The organism is Mesorhizobium sp. BHscii (assembly GCF_053848065.1).
The window spans coordinates 152394-166010 of sequence record NZ_JBSPKW010000002.1; the positions used below are offsets into that span (position 1 = coordinate 152394).

16 protein-coding genes are annotated in these 13617 nt (G+C 62.8%); 9 read left to right on the top strand and 7 right to left on the bottom strand.

Annotated features, from left to right (window positions below):
- Positions 1–48: 48 nt before the first annotated feature.
- On the bottom strand, positions 49–849 hold the full coding sequence (locus ACWTU7_RS03520; protein WP_455837895.1) for an extensin-like domain-containing protein: 801 nt from the start codon (positions 847–849) through the stop codon (positions 49–51).
- A 194-nt stretch (positions 850–1043) separates the two neighbouring features.
- The gene (locus ACWTU7_RS03525) at positions 1044–1952 is read right to left on the bottom strand and encodes an extensin family protein (RefSeq protein WP_455837999.1); all 909 of its coding nucleotides are present in this window, start codon (positions 1950–1952) and stop codon (positions 1044–1046) included.
- On the opposite strand from ACWTU7_RS03525, the gene ACWTU7_RS03530 reads away from it, so the two are divergent.
- The gene (locus tag ACWTU7_RS03530) at positions 1882–2055 is read left to right on the top strand and encodes a hypothetical protein (protein WP_455838014.1); all 174 of its coding nucleotides are present in this window, start codon (positions 1882–1884) and stop codon (positions 2053–2055) included. The genes ACWTU7_RS03525 and ACWTU7_RS03530 overlap by 71 nt on opposite strands.
- A 65-nt stretch (positions 2056–2120) precedes the next feature.
- On the opposite strand, the gene ACWTU7_RS03535 is transcribed toward ACWTU7_RS03530, so the two are convergent.
- A complete protein-coding gene (locus tag ACWTU7_RS03535) occupies positions 2121–2546 on the bottom strand; it encodes a DUF3775 domain-containing protein (protein WP_029350061.1) in 426 nt (141 codons plus the stop codon).
- A gap of 197 nt (positions 2547–2743) precedes the next feature.
- Between ACWTU7_RS03535 and ACWTU7_RS03540 the strand changes: the two genes are divergently transcribed.
- A complete protein-coding gene (locus ACWTU7_RS03540) occupies positions 2744–3283 on the top strand; it encodes a tetratricopeptide repeat protein (protein WP_065012063.1) in 540 nt (179 codons plus the stop codon).
- Between the two features lie 282 nt (positions 3284–3565).
- Positions 3566–4039: a transcription elongation factor GreA gene (greA, locus tag ACWTU7_RS03545; protein ID WP_023799806.1), complete on the top strand. Its 474-nt coding sequence runs from the start codon at positions 3566–3568 to the stop codon at positions 4037–4039.
- A 264-nt stretch (positions 4040–4303) separates the two neighbouring features.
- Here greA and waaC read toward each other — a convergent pair whose 3' ends face one another.
- Genes waaC through rfaD form a run of 3 tightly spaced genes read right to left on the bottom strand, consistent with a single transcriptional unit; the run spans position 4304 to position 7217 of the window.
- Positions 4304–5290, bottom strand: coding sequence for a lipopolysaccharide heptosyltransferase I (gene waaC / locus ACWTU7_RS03550; protein ID WP_455837894.1), 987 nt, complete (start codon positions 5288–5290; stop codon positions 4304–4306).
- Positions 5287–6294: a lipopolysaccharide heptosyltransferase II gene (waaF, locus tag ACWTU7_RS03555; protein WP_455837893.1), complete on the bottom strand. Its 1008-nt coding sequence runs from the start codon at positions 6292–6294 to the stop codon at positions 5287–5289. Before waaF ends, waaC begins: the two co-directional genes overlap by 4 nt.
- Positions 6267–7217 carry an ADP-glyceromanno-heptose 6-epimerase gene (gene rfaD, locus ACWTU7_RS03560; protein WP_455837892.1) on the bottom strand — a complete coding sequence of 317 codons (951 nt, stop codon included), beginning with the start codon at positions 7215–7217 and terminating at the stop codon, positions 6267–6269. The genes waaF and rfaD overlap by 28 nt, the downstream gene beginning before the upstream one ends.
- Before the next feature lie 165 nt (positions 7218–7382).
- Between rfaD and ACWTU7_RS03565 the strand changes: the two genes are divergently transcribed.
- The 4 genes from ACWTU7_RS03565 (at position 7383) to ACWTU7_RS03580 (ending at position 10894) form a co-directional block, all read left to right on the top strand.
- Positions 7383–8015, top strand: coding sequence for a LysE family translocator (locus tag ACWTU7_RS03565; RefSeq protein ID WP_455837891.1), 633 nt, complete (start codon positions 7383–7385; stop codon positions 8013–8015).
- A gap of 150 nt (positions 8016–8165) precedes the next feature.
- The gene (gene rfaE1 / locus ACWTU7_RS03570; RefSeq protein ID WP_455837890.1) at positions 8166–9656 is read left to right on the top strand and encodes a D-glycero-beta-D-manno-heptose-7-phosphate kinase; all 1491 of its coding nucleotides are present in this window, start codon (positions 8166–8168) and stop codon (positions 9654–9656) included.
- Between the two features lie 7 nt (positions 9657–9663).
- Positions 9664–10236, top strand: coding sequence for a D-sedoheptulose-7-phosphate isomerase (locus tag ACWTU7_RS03575; RefSeq protein WP_095519146.1), 573 nt, complete (start codon positions 9664–9666; stop codon positions 10234–10236).
- Complete coding sequence (locus tag ACWTU7_RS03580) at positions 10229–10894, top strand: D-glycero-alpha-D-manno-heptose-1,7-bisphosphate 7-phosphatase (protein WP_455837889.1); 666 nt, start codon at positions 10229–10231, stop codon at positions 10892–10894. The genes ACWTU7_RS03575 and ACWTU7_RS03580 overlap by 8 nt, the downstream gene beginning before the upstream one ends.
- Here ACWTU7_RS03580 and ACWTU7_RS03585 read toward each other — a convergent pair.
- Positions 10891–11376 (bottom strand): Lrp/AsnC family transcriptional regulator, encoded by a 486-nt coding sequence (locus ACWTU7_RS03585; RefSeq protein ID WP_455837888.1) that lies wholly within the window; start codon positions 11374–11376, stop codon positions 10891–10893. The genes ACWTU7_RS03580 and ACWTU7_RS03585 overlap by 4 nt on opposite strands.
- A 259-nt stretch (positions 11377–11635) precedes the next feature.
- Here ACWTU7_RS03585 and trxB point away from each other — a divergent pair, with 259 nt between their 5' ends.
- Both trxB and ACWTU7_RS03595 read left to right on the top strand, forming a co-directional pair.
- Positions 11636–12610 carry a thioredoxin-disulfide reductase gene (gene trxB, locus ACWTU7_RS03590; protein ID WP_065012013.1) on the top strand — a complete coding sequence of 325 codons (975 nt, stop codon included), beginning with the start codon at positions 11636–11638 and terminating at the stop codon, positions 12608–12610.
- Positions 12611–12684: 74 nt separating this feature from the next.
- Positions 12685–13581: a LysR family transcriptional regulator gene (locus ACWTU7_RS03595; protein WP_023799796.1), complete on the top strand. Its 897-nt coding sequence runs from the start codon at positions 12685–12687 to the stop codon at positions 13579–13581.
- The last annotated feature ends 36 nt before the right edge of the window (positions 13582–13617 follow it).

The following is a 13617-nucleotide window of genomic DNA, read 5'->3' on the forward strand; positions in this document are numbered from 1 at the left end:
TCATTCTACGCGGCGGCGCAGAACTTGGGCAGTGGGCATCGCTTGGGCTCAGCGGCAGGCGCGGTAGCCGTTCTTGCGGTTCTTGATGTCGAAATGGAAATGGTTGCGGTGATCGTAATTGTAGCCGGGGCCGAGCACAGTGGTGAAATACTCACAGCCGTCGGCGCGCACAGTGTTGAGGAAGCCGCGCGTGCGGAAGGCGAATAGGCCGGGCTTGCGCACGTCGATATCTTTGCCATTGCCGAGCTCGATGCTCATGACGTCGAGGGCGTTGCCCTTGCCGTGCTCCGACAGCACGCCTTCGCCGGCGATCCTACGGCAGGAATAGCTCGAGCCCTGGCGAATGGTCTTGACGCCGGAGAAATAACGCCAGCGGGCGGAGGGCACGAGTTCATTCCTGGTCCAGCCGGCGAAGGTGGCGGCCATGTCGCAGGTCAGTGTCGCGGCCGGCTTCATCCCGATGCTGCCGATAGCCGAGACCTTGACTGGATAGTCGATGCCGCACTGGCCTTCGCGGATCGGCGCAAGGTCGGTGTAGACGACGCCCAGGCGCTTCAATTCCTTGCGGCAGTCGACCTCGCTGGCCGGCATCTGTTCGGTTGGCGCCATCGGCTCGTCCATGCGCGTATAGGCGGCGGTCATGTATGGGTTGGAGGGGACGAGGCGCTGCATGCCCGCGTAGTTCGGAACGGCTGATGTCTGGCTTCCGACATCGACGGCCGGTTCCAGCGAAAGTACGCTGCCGGTGGTGCATGCCGAGATCGCTGCGATGGCAAGCGCGCCGGGAATCATGCGCGCGCGTCTGGTTTGCCGCACGGCGACAAGCGCGGCGCGAAATATCCCGGCCATCGACAAGATCCCTGTCCCCGAGCCTGGTCCCGATCAGGCTCTGTCTCGTTGTTTGATCATGATCTTTCTCCGAAAACCGGATCCCACTTTTCGGGCTCATGATCAGATGAGACAGAGCTTAACCGCCAAGAGTAAAGGAAAAATCAGCGGCCGCGTTTACGGCTGCGGCCAAATTGCGGCGCGCATGTCGGTCGTCACTGGCAGAAGGTGCCGCCGTTGCGGCGCGGTGCAAGATCGAGATGGAGATGCTGCGAATGATCCGTATCGCTGCCCGGGCCGAGCACGGTCTTGAACGGTCCGCAGGCTGCCTTGCGCACCGCGTTCAGGAATTTCGCGTCCTTTTCCGGCGGCACTGGGCCGACGTCGATCCTTCTCCCGTTCGACAAGGTGAAGCTCGCGATATCGAGCGCATTGCCGAAAGCGTGCTCGGACAGTTTCCCTCCGCCGTGGCGCGGCCGGCAGACATAGGCGGACGCCTGGCCGACCGACTTGAGATTGGCGCCGAGTTCGGCCTTGGCCGCCGGCTGGATGGTATTGGCAGCGAAGCGCGCGGCGGCCTCGGCCATCTGGCAGTTCAGCTCGGTTTCGGGGTGGATATCCAATGACTTGCCCAGTGTCTTCAGCGCGATCGGATAGGGGATAGAGCAGCCGACCGCCGCATCGTGCTCGGCCTTGCGTTCCTCGAAGTCGACACCCATCGACTTCAGCCGCCTGCGGCAAGCAAGTTCCTCGTCCGGCATATTTTCCTGCGGCACAGAGGCCGAGCGCGGGTCGGGAGGGATTTCTTTCTCCTGCGCTTGCGCCGGCTTCTCCGGTGGTTTCGCGGTGGCGGCCGGTGGTTCGACCTCGGCGGGCTTTTCGCTCGGCGTTGGAGCGATTGCCGGCGGCTCCGGCCGGGCTTCCTTATGCTGGTCCGACGTCTTCTGGTCCATTTTGTCGGTCGCAGGTTGATCAGCCTTTGGCCCATCCGCAGGGCGCGGTTCGGGGATCGGCACGTCGGCAGGTGCGGCTTCTTGCGCTGGTTGCGGCTGATTGAGCTCCGGGACAGGCACGGTATCAGGCAATTCCGGAGCTTGGGCCCGTGCCGCTCCTGCCGACAGCATCGCCGCCGCCAAAGGCAACGCCAATCTGTTCAATCCGGCCAATCTGATCAATGTGGCCAATCTGATCAATGTGGGAGGGGTCAGCGCCGCCATTCGCCGTTAACGGTGAGCGAATGCGGAAGTTGCCTGAACGAGGGTTTTGGCCGATCACGAACGGTAACCGCGGTGTTACGCACCGATCGCTTCCAGCCCTTCCTCCAGCCAGTCGGCCAAGAGCGGCATGCCGAGCAGATATTTCGCCGTGCGCTTGTTGGCGCGCTCGCGCGCGGCCGCCAGCGCGTCGGCCCATTCCGAAGCGTCATAGTCGCCGCGTCCAACCCAGGCCAGGGCGACCAGTTCGGCCGCCTCGTCGACATTGAGGTCGTTGATCAGTTCGCGCAATTCTTCTTCGGTGAGGTTTTCGGAACTTTCCTCGACGAGACCGTCATGATGATGATTGTCATGCGCCTCGCCGTCGAGTTCGACCTCGTGCTCGGCGCCATCGGCATAGTCTTCGTTGACGGCGGCGCTCAGCGCCTTCGCCTTGAGGATGAACAGGCGCACGGTGTCGGGACCGATCGAAAGCTCCCATTCCTTTTCAAGGCGCCGCTGCACTGGCTTTCTCCGCATACTCCGTTGCCGTTTGCTGGATGATAGCGAATTTGCAGCGCTCGTCACGTCATGTTCGGCACTTCTATTTTCCGACTGGCGCGGACCGTTCAAAAAGCTTTCAATGGCCATGACTTTCTTCCGGGATGAAACGGCTTTTGCCCGGCGTTAGTCTTGCATTGTCATTCTTCAAGGAGGGTTCGATGCGCAGACGATTGCTGATCCAGGTTCTGGCGGTTGCCGCCCTGCCGCTATTTGCCGTTCCGGTGTTTTCGGCCGGTGAAGGTGGAGGCGGTGGTGGTGGCGGCCAGACGACACAGTGCAAGAAAGGCATGGTCTGGGACAAGAAGCTGAAGAAATGCGTTGCGCCCAAGCAAGGCATGCTGGACGACGACAACATCTATGAAGCCGGCCGCGCGCTGGCGATGGCCGGACGTTATGACGAGGCTATCGCCGTGCTCAGCCTGGCTGCGGACAAGAAAGACCCTCGCATCCTCAACTACCTCGGCTACTCGCACCGCCATTCCGGACGCGTCACCGTCGGTCTCGGCTATTACGAGGAAGCGCTGCGCATCGATCCGAACTATACGCTGGTACGTGAATATCTCGGCGAGGCGCATCTGCAGATCGGCGATCTCGCCGGCGCCCAGGAACAGCTCCGCGAGATCGAGAAGCGCACCGGCAAGGGATCTCGTGAGTACGGCATGCTGTCTGAGCAGATAGACCGTTTCATGAAGAGCTGATTCGAAGCCCAAAACGCTCCTCACTCCGGCTGTGAGCAATCGCAGCCGGTTTTTTACCGCTCGCCCGGCCAGCCGTGCTGCCGTGACGGCATTTCAAAAAATGGCGGGTGAATTTTTCAAAACCGATTTTTTGGCGTGAAAAACCCACGAAGATTGCTATATTGGGGGAAATTGCGGTGAGACGGTTCCGTTAGCCCGAGGCTGCCGGACCGTTTTCTTTTTGTACCCATCGACAAGGTCGCTCCCGGAATGCGGGGGCGGCGGCAGGAAAGGTCAGGCATCATGAACAAGGTCCCGATGACAGGCGAGGGGTTCGCGTCATTGAAGGAAGAACTGCGCTGGCGCCAGCAGGAAGAGCGGCCGCGCATCATCGAAGCGATCTCCGAAGCGCGCTCGCATGGCGATCTTTCCGAAAATGCCGAGTACCACGCGGCGAAAGAGGCGCAAAGCCTTAATGAGGGTCGCGTCAACGAGCTCGAGGACTTCATCGCCCGTGCCGAGGTGATCGACATCACCAAGCTCAGCGGCGAAAAGGTCAAGTTCGGCGCGACCGTGGTGCTGGTCGACGAGGACACGGAAGAGAAGAAGACCTACCAGATCGTCGGCGACCAGGAAGCGGATGTGAAGTCCGGCCGCATCTCGATCTCCTCGCCGATCGCGCGGGCGCTGATCGGCAAGGAAGTCGGCGATGCGATCGAGGTCAACGCGCCAGGCGGTGCGCGGGGCTATGAGATCGTCCAGGTGCAGTTCATCTAGGGGTAGAGCGGGCAGGATTTGTTCCTGAATCGCACTGTTTTAGCCCGAGGTTTCCGCTGCCGCTCATCGCCCTGCCGGGCACTTCTCCCCGTATAGTGACGGGGAGAAGGACGCCGTGACCGACGGTTTCGCCAATTATCAGCGTTGCAGGACAGGCGCCGAGTTCGCGTCCAGCCACCTTCTCCCCGTCACTATACGGGGAGAAGGTGCCGGCAGGCGGATGAGGGGCGGCGCCGACCTTTCCATTTGGATTGATTCAATAAATCAATGCCTTCCGGTTGCCAGATCGTGCGCTTGGCGCTCCATAAGCCTCTCCGCCTCCGCCACCACTTCCGCAGGCACGACACGGCCGCCGGACGCGGCCAGCAGCGTTGACGAGAACGGCCCGCGCGGGCCGGTCAGGCCGGGTTCTGTCGCCAGAAACACCGCGACCGTCGGCAGGCCGAAGGCACTGGCGAGGTGGGTGAGACCGGTGTCCGCGCCGATGACCAGCACCGATCGGCCGATGATCGCGGCGATCTCGGCAAGCGGTGATTTCGGCACCAGCACGGTCTGCGGAACGGCTTGGGCGATCGCCTCGGCAATCGCCTTTTCCCTGTCGTTAGACCAGGTGGTGACGGGCGTCATTCCTCTTCCCACGAGAAGCCGGGCAGTTTCGATCCAGTCGCCGACCGGCCATTTCTTGTCCTCGCGGCTGGTGCCATGCAGCAGGAAGGCGGTTTTTCCCCCGACAAAGTTCGAACCGCCGGCCGGCGGCATGATGCCGGACTCGAGCCCGGAAAAATCCGGTTCATAGCCGAGCGCCAGCCCGAACAGCCGCCTTGTGCGTTCTATGGCGTGCAGATCGCGCGGCACAGCGTAGCGGCGGTCGTAGAACAAAGTCGCCGAAGGCTCGCGAGCGCTCGACCGGTCGAAGCCGACGATCGGCGCCGCAGCCTGTTTCGCCACCAGGGCCGACTTCAGCAATCCTTGCGCGTCGACGACGAGATCGTAGCGGCAATCCCGCAAGGCGCGGCGCAATCCCGCTGCCTCGCGCCATGTGCCGCGGCCGAGTGGGCTTGTGCGCCAGCGCCGGATTGCCACTGTGTGGATGGTTGCGATCGCCGGATGCAGCGCCACGATGCCGGCAAAAGCCTCTTCCACACACCAGTCGAGCGACACATCCGGCCGGTTGCGGCGCGCATCCTCGACGGCCGGAAAGGTGTGGATGACGTCACCCATCGAGGATGTCTTGACGATGAGCACCCTCATGCGGCGGCCGGCATTTCCAGCAGCCGTTCCGCCGCTGCCGCGACCTGTGCCACCTCGAGCGTGTTCAGGCAATTGAGATGGCTGAGCGGGCAGATTTTCCGGTGGCAGGGCGAACAGGACAGGCCGAGCCAGACCAGTTCGCGCTGCTCGGCGAGGGGCGGCGTATTCTGCGGCGAGGTCGAGCCGTAGACGGCAACGATCGGCGTGCCGACTGCGGCGGCAACATGCATCAGCCCACTGTCGTTCGACACCGCAAGCCTGGCCGCGGCGATCAGGTCGATGGCGTCCTCCAGCCGCGTCTGGCCGGCGAGATCGACGACGCCAGGTGCAAGCGTGGCGATTTCCGCCGTTACGTCGGCGTCGTTCTTCGATCCGAACAGCGCGACCTCAAAACCTTTGGCCATCATGTCGCGGGCAAGGCCGGCATAGCGTTCGCTCGGCCAGCGCTTGGCCGGGCCGAATTCGGCGCCGGGCATCAGCGCGACGAATTTTTTCGCCTCCAGCCCGAAGCGGCCCAGCAATTCCGCCTGGTTTTTTGTATCGACAGCGAGCTTGGGAGCGCGGAACGTGCCCCCCCGCGCGAGGCCGAAATAGGCCTGCGCCGTGCGCCGTTTCAAATGGTCGGGCAAGGGAACGATATCGGTCAGCAGCCCGTAGCGCATTTCCTTGAGATGGCCGACGCGGCGCGGAATGCGGGCAAAGAACGGGACGAGCGCCGACTTCCAGCTCCCAGGCATGACATAGGCGACGCCGTAGTGGCCGCGCAGCAGGCGGCCGAAGCGCCTTCGCATGCGGAATTCCAGCGCGCCGGATTTCAGCGGCAGATTGATCTGCTGGCGTATTTCGGGCATGCGCTTGACCAGTGGCGCCGCCCATGCCGGGGCCAGCACATCGATTGCGGCGTTCGGGTGAAGCTCTCTTAGCGCCGAGAACAGGCACTGCGCCATCACCATGTCGCCCACCCAGCGTGGGCCGATCACGAGGATCGTTGGGCTTTCAGCCATTCGACATAGTCTCTGACGCCGGTTTCCACTGTGCGAAACTGACCATTGTAACCGGCGGCGCGCAACCGGGACATATCAGCTTGCGTAAAACTCTGGTAGCTTCCCTTCAGGTGGTCGGGGAAGTCGATGAACTCGATCTCGCCTTTGCCCAGCGTGCCGATCACCGTTTCGGCTATGGCGCGGAACGGCTGGGCAAGGCCGGTGCCGCAGTTGAAGATGCCGCTTGAGCCCCGTTTCCATAGCCACAGATTGACCTCGGCGACATCGCCGACATGGATGAAATCGCGGCTCTGCTCGCCAGGTCCGAAACCGTCATAGGCGCCGAACAGTTTCGGGTTCTGGCCTTGCTCGACCTGATTGAACAGATGGAAGGCGACCGAGGCCATGGCGCCCTTATGCGCCTCGCGCGGTCCATAGACGTTGAAATAGCGCAGGCCCGCAACCTGCGAATGATCGGTATCGAAGACGGTGCGGCGAACATAGTCGTCGAACAGCTTCTTTGAATAGGCATAGACATTGAGCGGGCGTTCGCATTCCGGCTCCTCGCGAAACTCGGCGCCGCCGCCATAGACCGAGGCTGAGGAGGCGTAGAGGAAAGGCACCCGCAGTGCCAGGCAGGCATGCAGCAGCCGCTTCGAATAAGCGTAGTTCACCTCCATCATGAACTTGCCGTTCCATTCGGTGGTCGTCGAGCAGGCGCCCTGGTGGAAGACAGCCTCGATGCGGCCGAGGTCCCCGGCCTCCATCCGCGGCAGGAAATCGTCCTTGTCGAGATAATCGGCGATCTGCAGGTCGGCGAGATTGGCAATCTTGTGGCCGTCGGTCAGGTCGTCGACGACGACGATGTCGCTGATCCCTTCGGCATTGAGCGCGGCGACGATGTTGGAGCCGATCATGCCGGCGCCGCCCGTGACGATGATCATGAAAGCCTCTGGTATCTCGTGCCGATTCCGGCCCTTATAGGGGAGGCTTGCGGGGCTGTCGATAAAGCAGGTCGCAATCCGGCGGTTGGGTGAGCGCCACAGTGCCGCCGCAAGCTTTCGCTTCAGTCGGCGATCCACCGGCGAAGCACGACAGGAGCAAGGATAATGCCGTCGACCGAACTGCTTATCGCCTTTTTCGCCACCACGGCGATCTTTGCCTACATCCCCGGTCCGGCGATGCTTTACGCTGCTGCGCAAACCATGGCGCGGGGCCGCTGGTCCGGCCTGACGGCGGCGTTGGGTATCCATCTTGGCGGCTATGTGCATGTCATTGCGGCCGCAGCCGGGTTGTCCGTGCTTTTCCACGCCGTGCCGACGCTCTACATCGCGGTCAAGCTGGCCGGCGCACTCTATCTGATCTGGCTGGGTGTGTCGCTGTTTCGCGCCAGGGCGCAAGACGATGCTGTTATCTCAGGTATTGAGCCGAAATCCGCCCGCCGCGCCTTTTTCGAGAGTATCACCGTCGAGGTGCTCAATCCCAAGACTGCAATCTTCTTCATGGCGTTCCTGCCACAATTCATCGACGCGTCCGCGACGTTTCCCGTCTGGCTCCAATTTCTCGTCCTCGGGACGATCGTCAATCTGATGTTCTCTTCGGCGGATGTCATGTGCGTGGTGCTGGCAGGTGCGCTGGTCACCAGGCTGCGGCGCTCGAGCCACGCGCAGCGCCTCATGCGGCGTGCGGGCGGTGCGGTGCTCGTCGGATTGGGCGTTCATGTGGCTTTGCAGAAAAGCTGATCCGTCAACCGGCGTTGGCTGTGGTCCGTTCGATGCCTGCCGTTGCGCTGGACCGAATTGCGGTATATCGGCTTCGCCATGAACGACCAGCCCGCCAGTCCAGCGCTTTCACAGCTTGGGGACCGGCTCTCTTTGCACGTCGCGGATGACATGAGCGAGCAATACCTGCCTTCTCCCGAACCCCTTCACCGCGCCATCTCGCGATTCGGCAACGTCACCGTGCTGGTGGTCGGCGACTTCATTCTCGACCGTTTCGTCAACGGCGTCATCGAGCGGATTTCGCCTGAAGCGCCCATTCCGGTGCTGCGCGGGCGTGGCGAAACGTCGGCGATGGGCGGCGCCGGCAATGTCGTCGCCAACATCGTCTCGCTCGGGGCCGCCGCGATACCGGTCTCGGTGATCGGCGCCGATCAGGCCGGCGTCAATCTGATGCGCATTCTCGCCGAGTTTGGCGTCGACACTGGCGGCCTCGCGCAGGACGCGAACCGGATGACCTCGTCGAAAAGCCGCTTCAGCGCGCTCAACCAGCAGGTGCTGCGCTTCGACGAAGAGGAAATCAAGCCGCTGGGCGACGCTGAGCGAGCAACGCTGGTCCGGCATTTCCGCGCCGCGCTCGCGCAAGCCGACATCGTTATCCTGTCCGACTACGGCAAGGGCATGTTGCTCGACGGCGTCGCCGGCGAGCTGATCTCGATCTGCCGCCAGGCGGGAAAACCGGTGCTCGTCGACCCCAAGGGCCGCGATTATGCGTGCTATGCCGGGGCGACGGCGATCACGCCCAATCGCAAGGAACTCGGCGAAGCGGTCGGACGCGCGGTGTTTGGCGATGACGAGATCGTGACCGCGGCACGTGAGCTGATCTCGGCACACGGCTTCGATTTCGTCGTCGCGACGCGCAGCGAAAAGGGTATGAGCGTCGTCGGCTCGGACGATGCCCGCCACATCGCCACGCAGGCGCGGGAAGTGTTCGACGTTTCAGGCGCCGGCGATACTGTCATCGCGACGTTTGCGCTGGCTCTGGCTGCGGGCGCCGACCGCGTCATTGCCGCCGCCATTGCCAACGCGGCAGGTGGCGTGGTGGTTGGAAAGCGCGGCACCGCGCGGCTGACAGTCGAAGAGCTTACCGGCGCACTGTTTCGCTCGCACGGCCCGATTGCCCATAAGGACGCAATCCTCGATGCCGCTGCCGCTGCAAGGCTGGTGGCGACGTGGAAGGACGAAGGCCTGAGTGTCGGTTTCACCAATGGCTGCTTCGATATCCTTCACGCCGGCCATGTCAGCCTTTTGCACGCGGCACGCAGCCAATGCGACCGGCTGGTTCTGGGCCTCAACAGCGATGCCTCGGTGCGCCGGCTGAAAGGGCCGGGACGCCCGGTCAACGACGAGCATGACCGCGCCTGCGTGCTTGCGGCGCTTGCGTCGGTTGACGCCGTCGTCGTCTTCGAGGAGGACACGCCGCTCGCGCTGATCGAGGCGCTCAAGCCCGACATACTGGTCAAGGGCGCCGACTATACGATCGATCAGGTGGTCGGTGCCGAAATCGTGCGAAAGGCGGGCGGCCGCGTCGTGCTGGTCGATCTCGTCGTCGGCAAGAGCACGACCGGCACCATCGGCAAGTTGCGCGCCGGCAGTACAAACTGAGGTTTTCATGTCCGAACTGAACGAATACCTGGTCCGCTCGGCGGCCGCGATCACCGCGATGGTCGAGCGCGACCTCACCAGCGAGATGGAGCGGGCGGTGACCGCCGTCGTCGCGGCGCTTTCGCAAGGCAAGGCGCTGCTGATCTGCGGCAATGGCGGTTCGGCCAGCGATGCCATCCACATCGCCGGCGAACTGGTCGGCCGCTTCCTGAAGGAGCGCAAGGCCTACAACGTCATCGCACTGCCGGCCAATGCGGCGGTGCTGACCGCCTGGGGCAATGATTACGGCTTCGACACGGTGTTTTCACGCCAGGTCGAGGCACATGGCGCGGCGGGTGCTGTGCTGCTCGCCATCTCGACCAGCGGCAACTCGGCCAGCACCCTTGCCGCCGCCGAACAGGCGCGCATGATGGACATGACGGTGATCAGCCTGACCGGCGACACCGGCGGCAAGCTCAAGCCGCTCTCGGACATCCTGCTCAACGTGCCCTCGACCTCGACACCGATCATCCAGCAGGGGCATCTTTGTCTCTATCATCATCTGTGCGAAATGGTCGAAGCGCGCCTCTGTGATGGCTGACAGGGACGCTGTCACGACCTCGCAGCCGTATCCGCTCGAAGAGCCGGGGCTCTGGGTCGAACGGATCGGTACTGCGGCCTTTCCAACTGGCACGCCGGCGCTGTTCCTCGACCGCGACGGCACCATCAACGTCGATAGCGGCTATCCCAGCGATCCGGCCGACATAGTGTTGCGGCCGGAGATGCTGCCGGTGATCCGAACGGCCAACATCGTCGGCCTTCCTGCGATCGTAGTCTCCAACCAGTCGGGCATTGCCCGCGGCTATTTCGGCTGGCCGGATTTCGCCGCAGTCAATGCCTGGCTGCTAGCGCTTCTCGAAGCGCAGAATTGCCGGATCGATCTGGTGCTTGCCTGCGCCTACCATTCGAGCGGGACGGGTGAACTCGCAGTAGGTGACCATCCGATGCGCAAGCCCAATCCGGGCATGCTTCTGCGCGCCCGCGATCTGCTGGGCGTGGATATCAGCCGATCGATCATCGTCGGCGACAAGGCTGATGATATGGAAGCCGGACGGCGAGCCGGGCTATGCGAAGGCTGGCTGGTGCACGGCAGATCCAATCGGACTTCTGGCAACGGTATGTTCGCGACGCGCAAACTGACGACCAGCAACGATCACAGCAAACTCTGCGAGACCATCGCCGAACTCGGCAGGGATTAGGTTCTCATTTCGCTGAAAGCTACCAGGCCTTCGTCCTTGACGCGACGGATGGTCAGTGCAGTGCGCACCGTGTCGACATTCGGCGCCGAGGCCAGTTCCTCGATGACGAAAGTCTGAAAGGCGCCGAGGTCGCTCGCCACGCAATGCAGCAGGAAATCGGATTCGCCCGATACCATCCAGGCGTCGCGCACGATCGGCCAACCGCGGGTGCGTTCGGCGAAGGTTTTCAGCTCCGCATCGGCCTGGTGAAGCAGGCCGATGAGGCAGAAGGCGACGACATCCAGGCCGAGCGCCGGCGCATTGAGCAGGGCGCGATAGCCGCGGATGATGCCGGTCTCTTCCAGCCGCCTGACACGGCGCAGGCATGGCGGCGCCGAAATGCCGACGCGGCCGGACAGCTCGACATTGGTCATGCGCCCGTCGTGCTGAAGCTCGCGCAGGATCTTCCAGTCGATGGCGTCGAGATCGGCTTTGAGCGGCATGGATACCTTCGGCGCTTCACGCAAGAATCTTTCGTGATCTTGTAATTAAACGACTTCGGTGTCCATTCCATCCCTCGGTCGGTGATTTTCGGACAGTCACCGCGCAAGATGTTCATGGATCGTCTGTTTGTGCGGAAGCTTTCCGGGGACGACGGCGCGGTCGTCTTGCTGGCGTCGCCTGCAACACCTAGATTAGGGGCCGATATCGATCCTTGTGCCGGACGCTTCATTCGCGTCCGGTTGTTGTGAAAGCCTGTCCATGACCACCAAGCACGCGCCTGTTCTCATCATCGGCTCCGGTCCCGCTGGCTATACGGCGGCAATCTACGCCGCCCGCGCCATGCTGAAGCCGATGCTCGTCGCCGGCCTGCAGCAGGGCGGTCAGTTGATGATCACCACCGATGTCGAAAACTATCCGGGCTTCGCCGATCCGATCCAGGGTCCGTGGCTGATGGAACAAATGCTGAAGCAGGCCGAGCATGTCGGCACCGACGTCATCAACGACATCATCACTGAGGTCGACCTCAATGTGCGGCCGTTCCGCGCCAAGGGCGATTCCGGCACCACCTATACGGCCGACGCGCTGATCATCGCCACCGGCGCGCAGGCGAAATGGCTGGGTATCCCGAGCGAACAGACCTTCATGGGCTTCGGCGTATCGGCCTGCGCCACCTGCGACGGCTTCTTCTATCGCGGCAAGGATGTCGCCGTGATCGGCGGCGGCAATTCGGCGGTGGAGGAGGCGCTCTATCTTTCCAATCTGGCAAAGAGCGTGACGGTCATCCACCGGCGCAGCGACTTCCGCGCCGAGCGCATCCTGAGCGAGCGGCTGTTCAAGAAGGACAATGTCCGCGTCATCTGGGACACCGTCGTTGACGAGATCACCGGTCAGTCCGGCAAGATGCCGCTGCCGCCGTCGGTGGAGGGACTGAAGCTGCGCAATCTGGTGAGCGGCCAGGAGATGCATCTGACGGTCGACGGCGTATTCGTGGCGATCGGCCATGCGCCGGCGGTTGAGCTGTTCGCTGGCAAGCTAAAGCAGAAGCCGAACGGCTATCTGTGGACGGCGCCGGATTCGACCTGCACCGACGTGCCGGGCGTGTTCGCCGCCGGCGACGTGACCGACGACATCTACCGCCAGGCAGTGACGGCGGCGGGGCTCGGCTGCATGGCCGCGCTCGAGGCGGAAAAGTACCTCGCCGGGATCGAAGTTCACCGCGAAGCGGCGGAGTAAGGAAGCGGCCGAGAAAAGCCGCGCAAAAGCCTGATTTTTCATTCAAACGCCAAAAAAACAGAGCGAGGGGCATCATGGCGTTGGACTGGGACAAGCTACGCGTGTTTCACGCTGCGGCGGAAGCTGGGTCGTTCACCCATGCCGCCGAGACACTGCATCTGTCGCAATCGGCGATCTCGCGGCAGGTCAGCGCGCTCGAACATGACGTCGGCGTGCCGCTGTTCAATCGCCATGCCCGCGGCCTGGTGCTGACCGAGCAGGGTGAGATGCTGTTCCGCACGGCGCATGACGTGCTGATGAAGCTGGAGACGATCAAGTCGCGGCTGACCGAGGCCAAGGATCGGCCCTCCGGCGTGCTCAGGGTGACGACCACGGTCGGGCTCGGTGCCGGCTGGCTGACCGAGCGCGTGCAGGAATTCATCGAGCTCTATCCCGAGATCAGCCTGCAGTTGATCCTGGCGAACGAGGAACTCGACCTCACCATGCGCCGGGCGGACTGCGCGATCCGGCTGCGCCAGCCGCAGCAGCCTGATCTCATCCAGCGCCGCCTGTTCACCGTGCATTTCCATCTCTACGCCGCTCCTTCTTACGTCAACAAGTATGGCAAGCCGGCGTCGATAGCCGAGTTGAAGAGCCATCGCATCGTCACCTTCGGCGTGCCGGTGCCGGCGCATTTGTCGGAATTGAATTGGCTGGAAACGGTCGGCGATTTCGAAGGCGGGCAAAGGGTGCCGACGCTGCAGATCAACGACATATTGTCGATAAAGCGCGCGGTACAGGGTGGCGCCGGCATCGCCATGCTGCCCGACTATGTTGTCAGCAAGGACTCAGGGCTGGTGCAATTGCTGCCGGAGACCGAAGTGCCGTCCTTCGACACCTATTTCGCTTATCCCGATGCGATGAAGAACCAGGCGAAACTGCACGTCTTCCGCGATTTCATTATCGCCAAGGCCCGAAGCTGGTCGTTCTAACCTTCAGAAAATCGCTTCCGCCTTGCACCGCCGACG

What these genes read in the sequence shown, in the direction of transcription:
- ACWTU7_RS03595 (WP_023799796.1), top strand. Translation starts at nt 12,685, where the DNA reads ATGGCGTTGGACTGGGACAAGCTACGCGTGTTTCACGCTGCGGCGGAA.
- rfaE1 (WP_455837890.1), top strand. Translation starts at nt 8,166, where the DNA reads ATGAGCGAGCAATACCTGCCTTCTCCCGAACCCCTTCACCGCGCCATC.
- rfaD (WP_455837892.1), bottom strand. Translation starts at nt 7,217, where the DNA reads ATGATCATCGTCACGGGCGGCGCCGGCATGATCGGCTCCAACATCGTC.
- ACWTU7_RS03520 (WP_455837895.1), bottom strand. Translation starts at nt 849, where the DNA reads ATGGCCGGGATATTTCGCGCCGCGCTTGTCGCCGTGCGGCAAACCAGA.
- ACWTU7_RS03585 (WP_455837888.1), bottom strand. Translation starts at nt 11,376, where the DNA reads ATGCCGCTCAAAGCCGATCTCGACGCCATCGACTGGAAGATCCTGCGC.
- waaF (WP_455837893.1), bottom strand. Translation starts at nt 6,294, where the DNA reads ATGGCTGAAAGCCCAACGATCCTCGTGATCGGCCCACGCTGGGTGGGC.
- greA (WP_023799806.1), top strand. Translation starts at nt 3,566, where the DNA reads ATGAACAAGGTCCCGATGACAGGCGAGGGGTTCGCGTCATTGAAGGAA.
- ACWTU7_RS03525 (WP_455837999.1), bottom strand. Translation starts at nt 1,952, where the DNA reads ATGCTGTCGGCAGGAGCGGCACGGGCCCAAGCTCCGGAATTGCCTGAT.
- ACWTU7_RS03540 (WP_065012063.1), top strand. Translation starts at nt 2,744, where the DNA reads ATGCGCAGACGATTGCTGATCCAGGTTCTGGCGGTTGCCGCCCTGCCG.
- waaC (WP_455837894.1), bottom strand. Translation starts at nt 5,290, where the DNA reads ATGAGGGTGCTCATCGTCAAGACATCCTCGATGGGTGACGTCATCCAC.
- ACWTU7_RS03580 (WP_455837889.1), top strand. Translation starts at nt 10,229, where the DNA reads ATGGCTGACAGGGACGCTGTCACGACCTCGCAGCCGTATCCGCTCGAA.
- ACWTU7_RS03565 (WP_455837891.1), top strand. Translation starts at nt 7,383, where the DNA reads ATGCCGTCGACCGAACTGCTTATCGCCTTTTTCGCCACCACGGCGATC.
- trxB (WP_065012013.1), top strand. Translation starts at nt 11,636, where the DNA reads ATGACCACCAAGCACGCGCCTGTTCTCATCATCGGCTCCGGTCCCGCT.
- ACWTU7_RS03575 (WP_095519146.1), top strand. Translation starts at nt 9,664, where the DNA reads ATGTCCGAACTGAACGAATACCTGGTCCGCTCGGCGGCCGCGATCACC.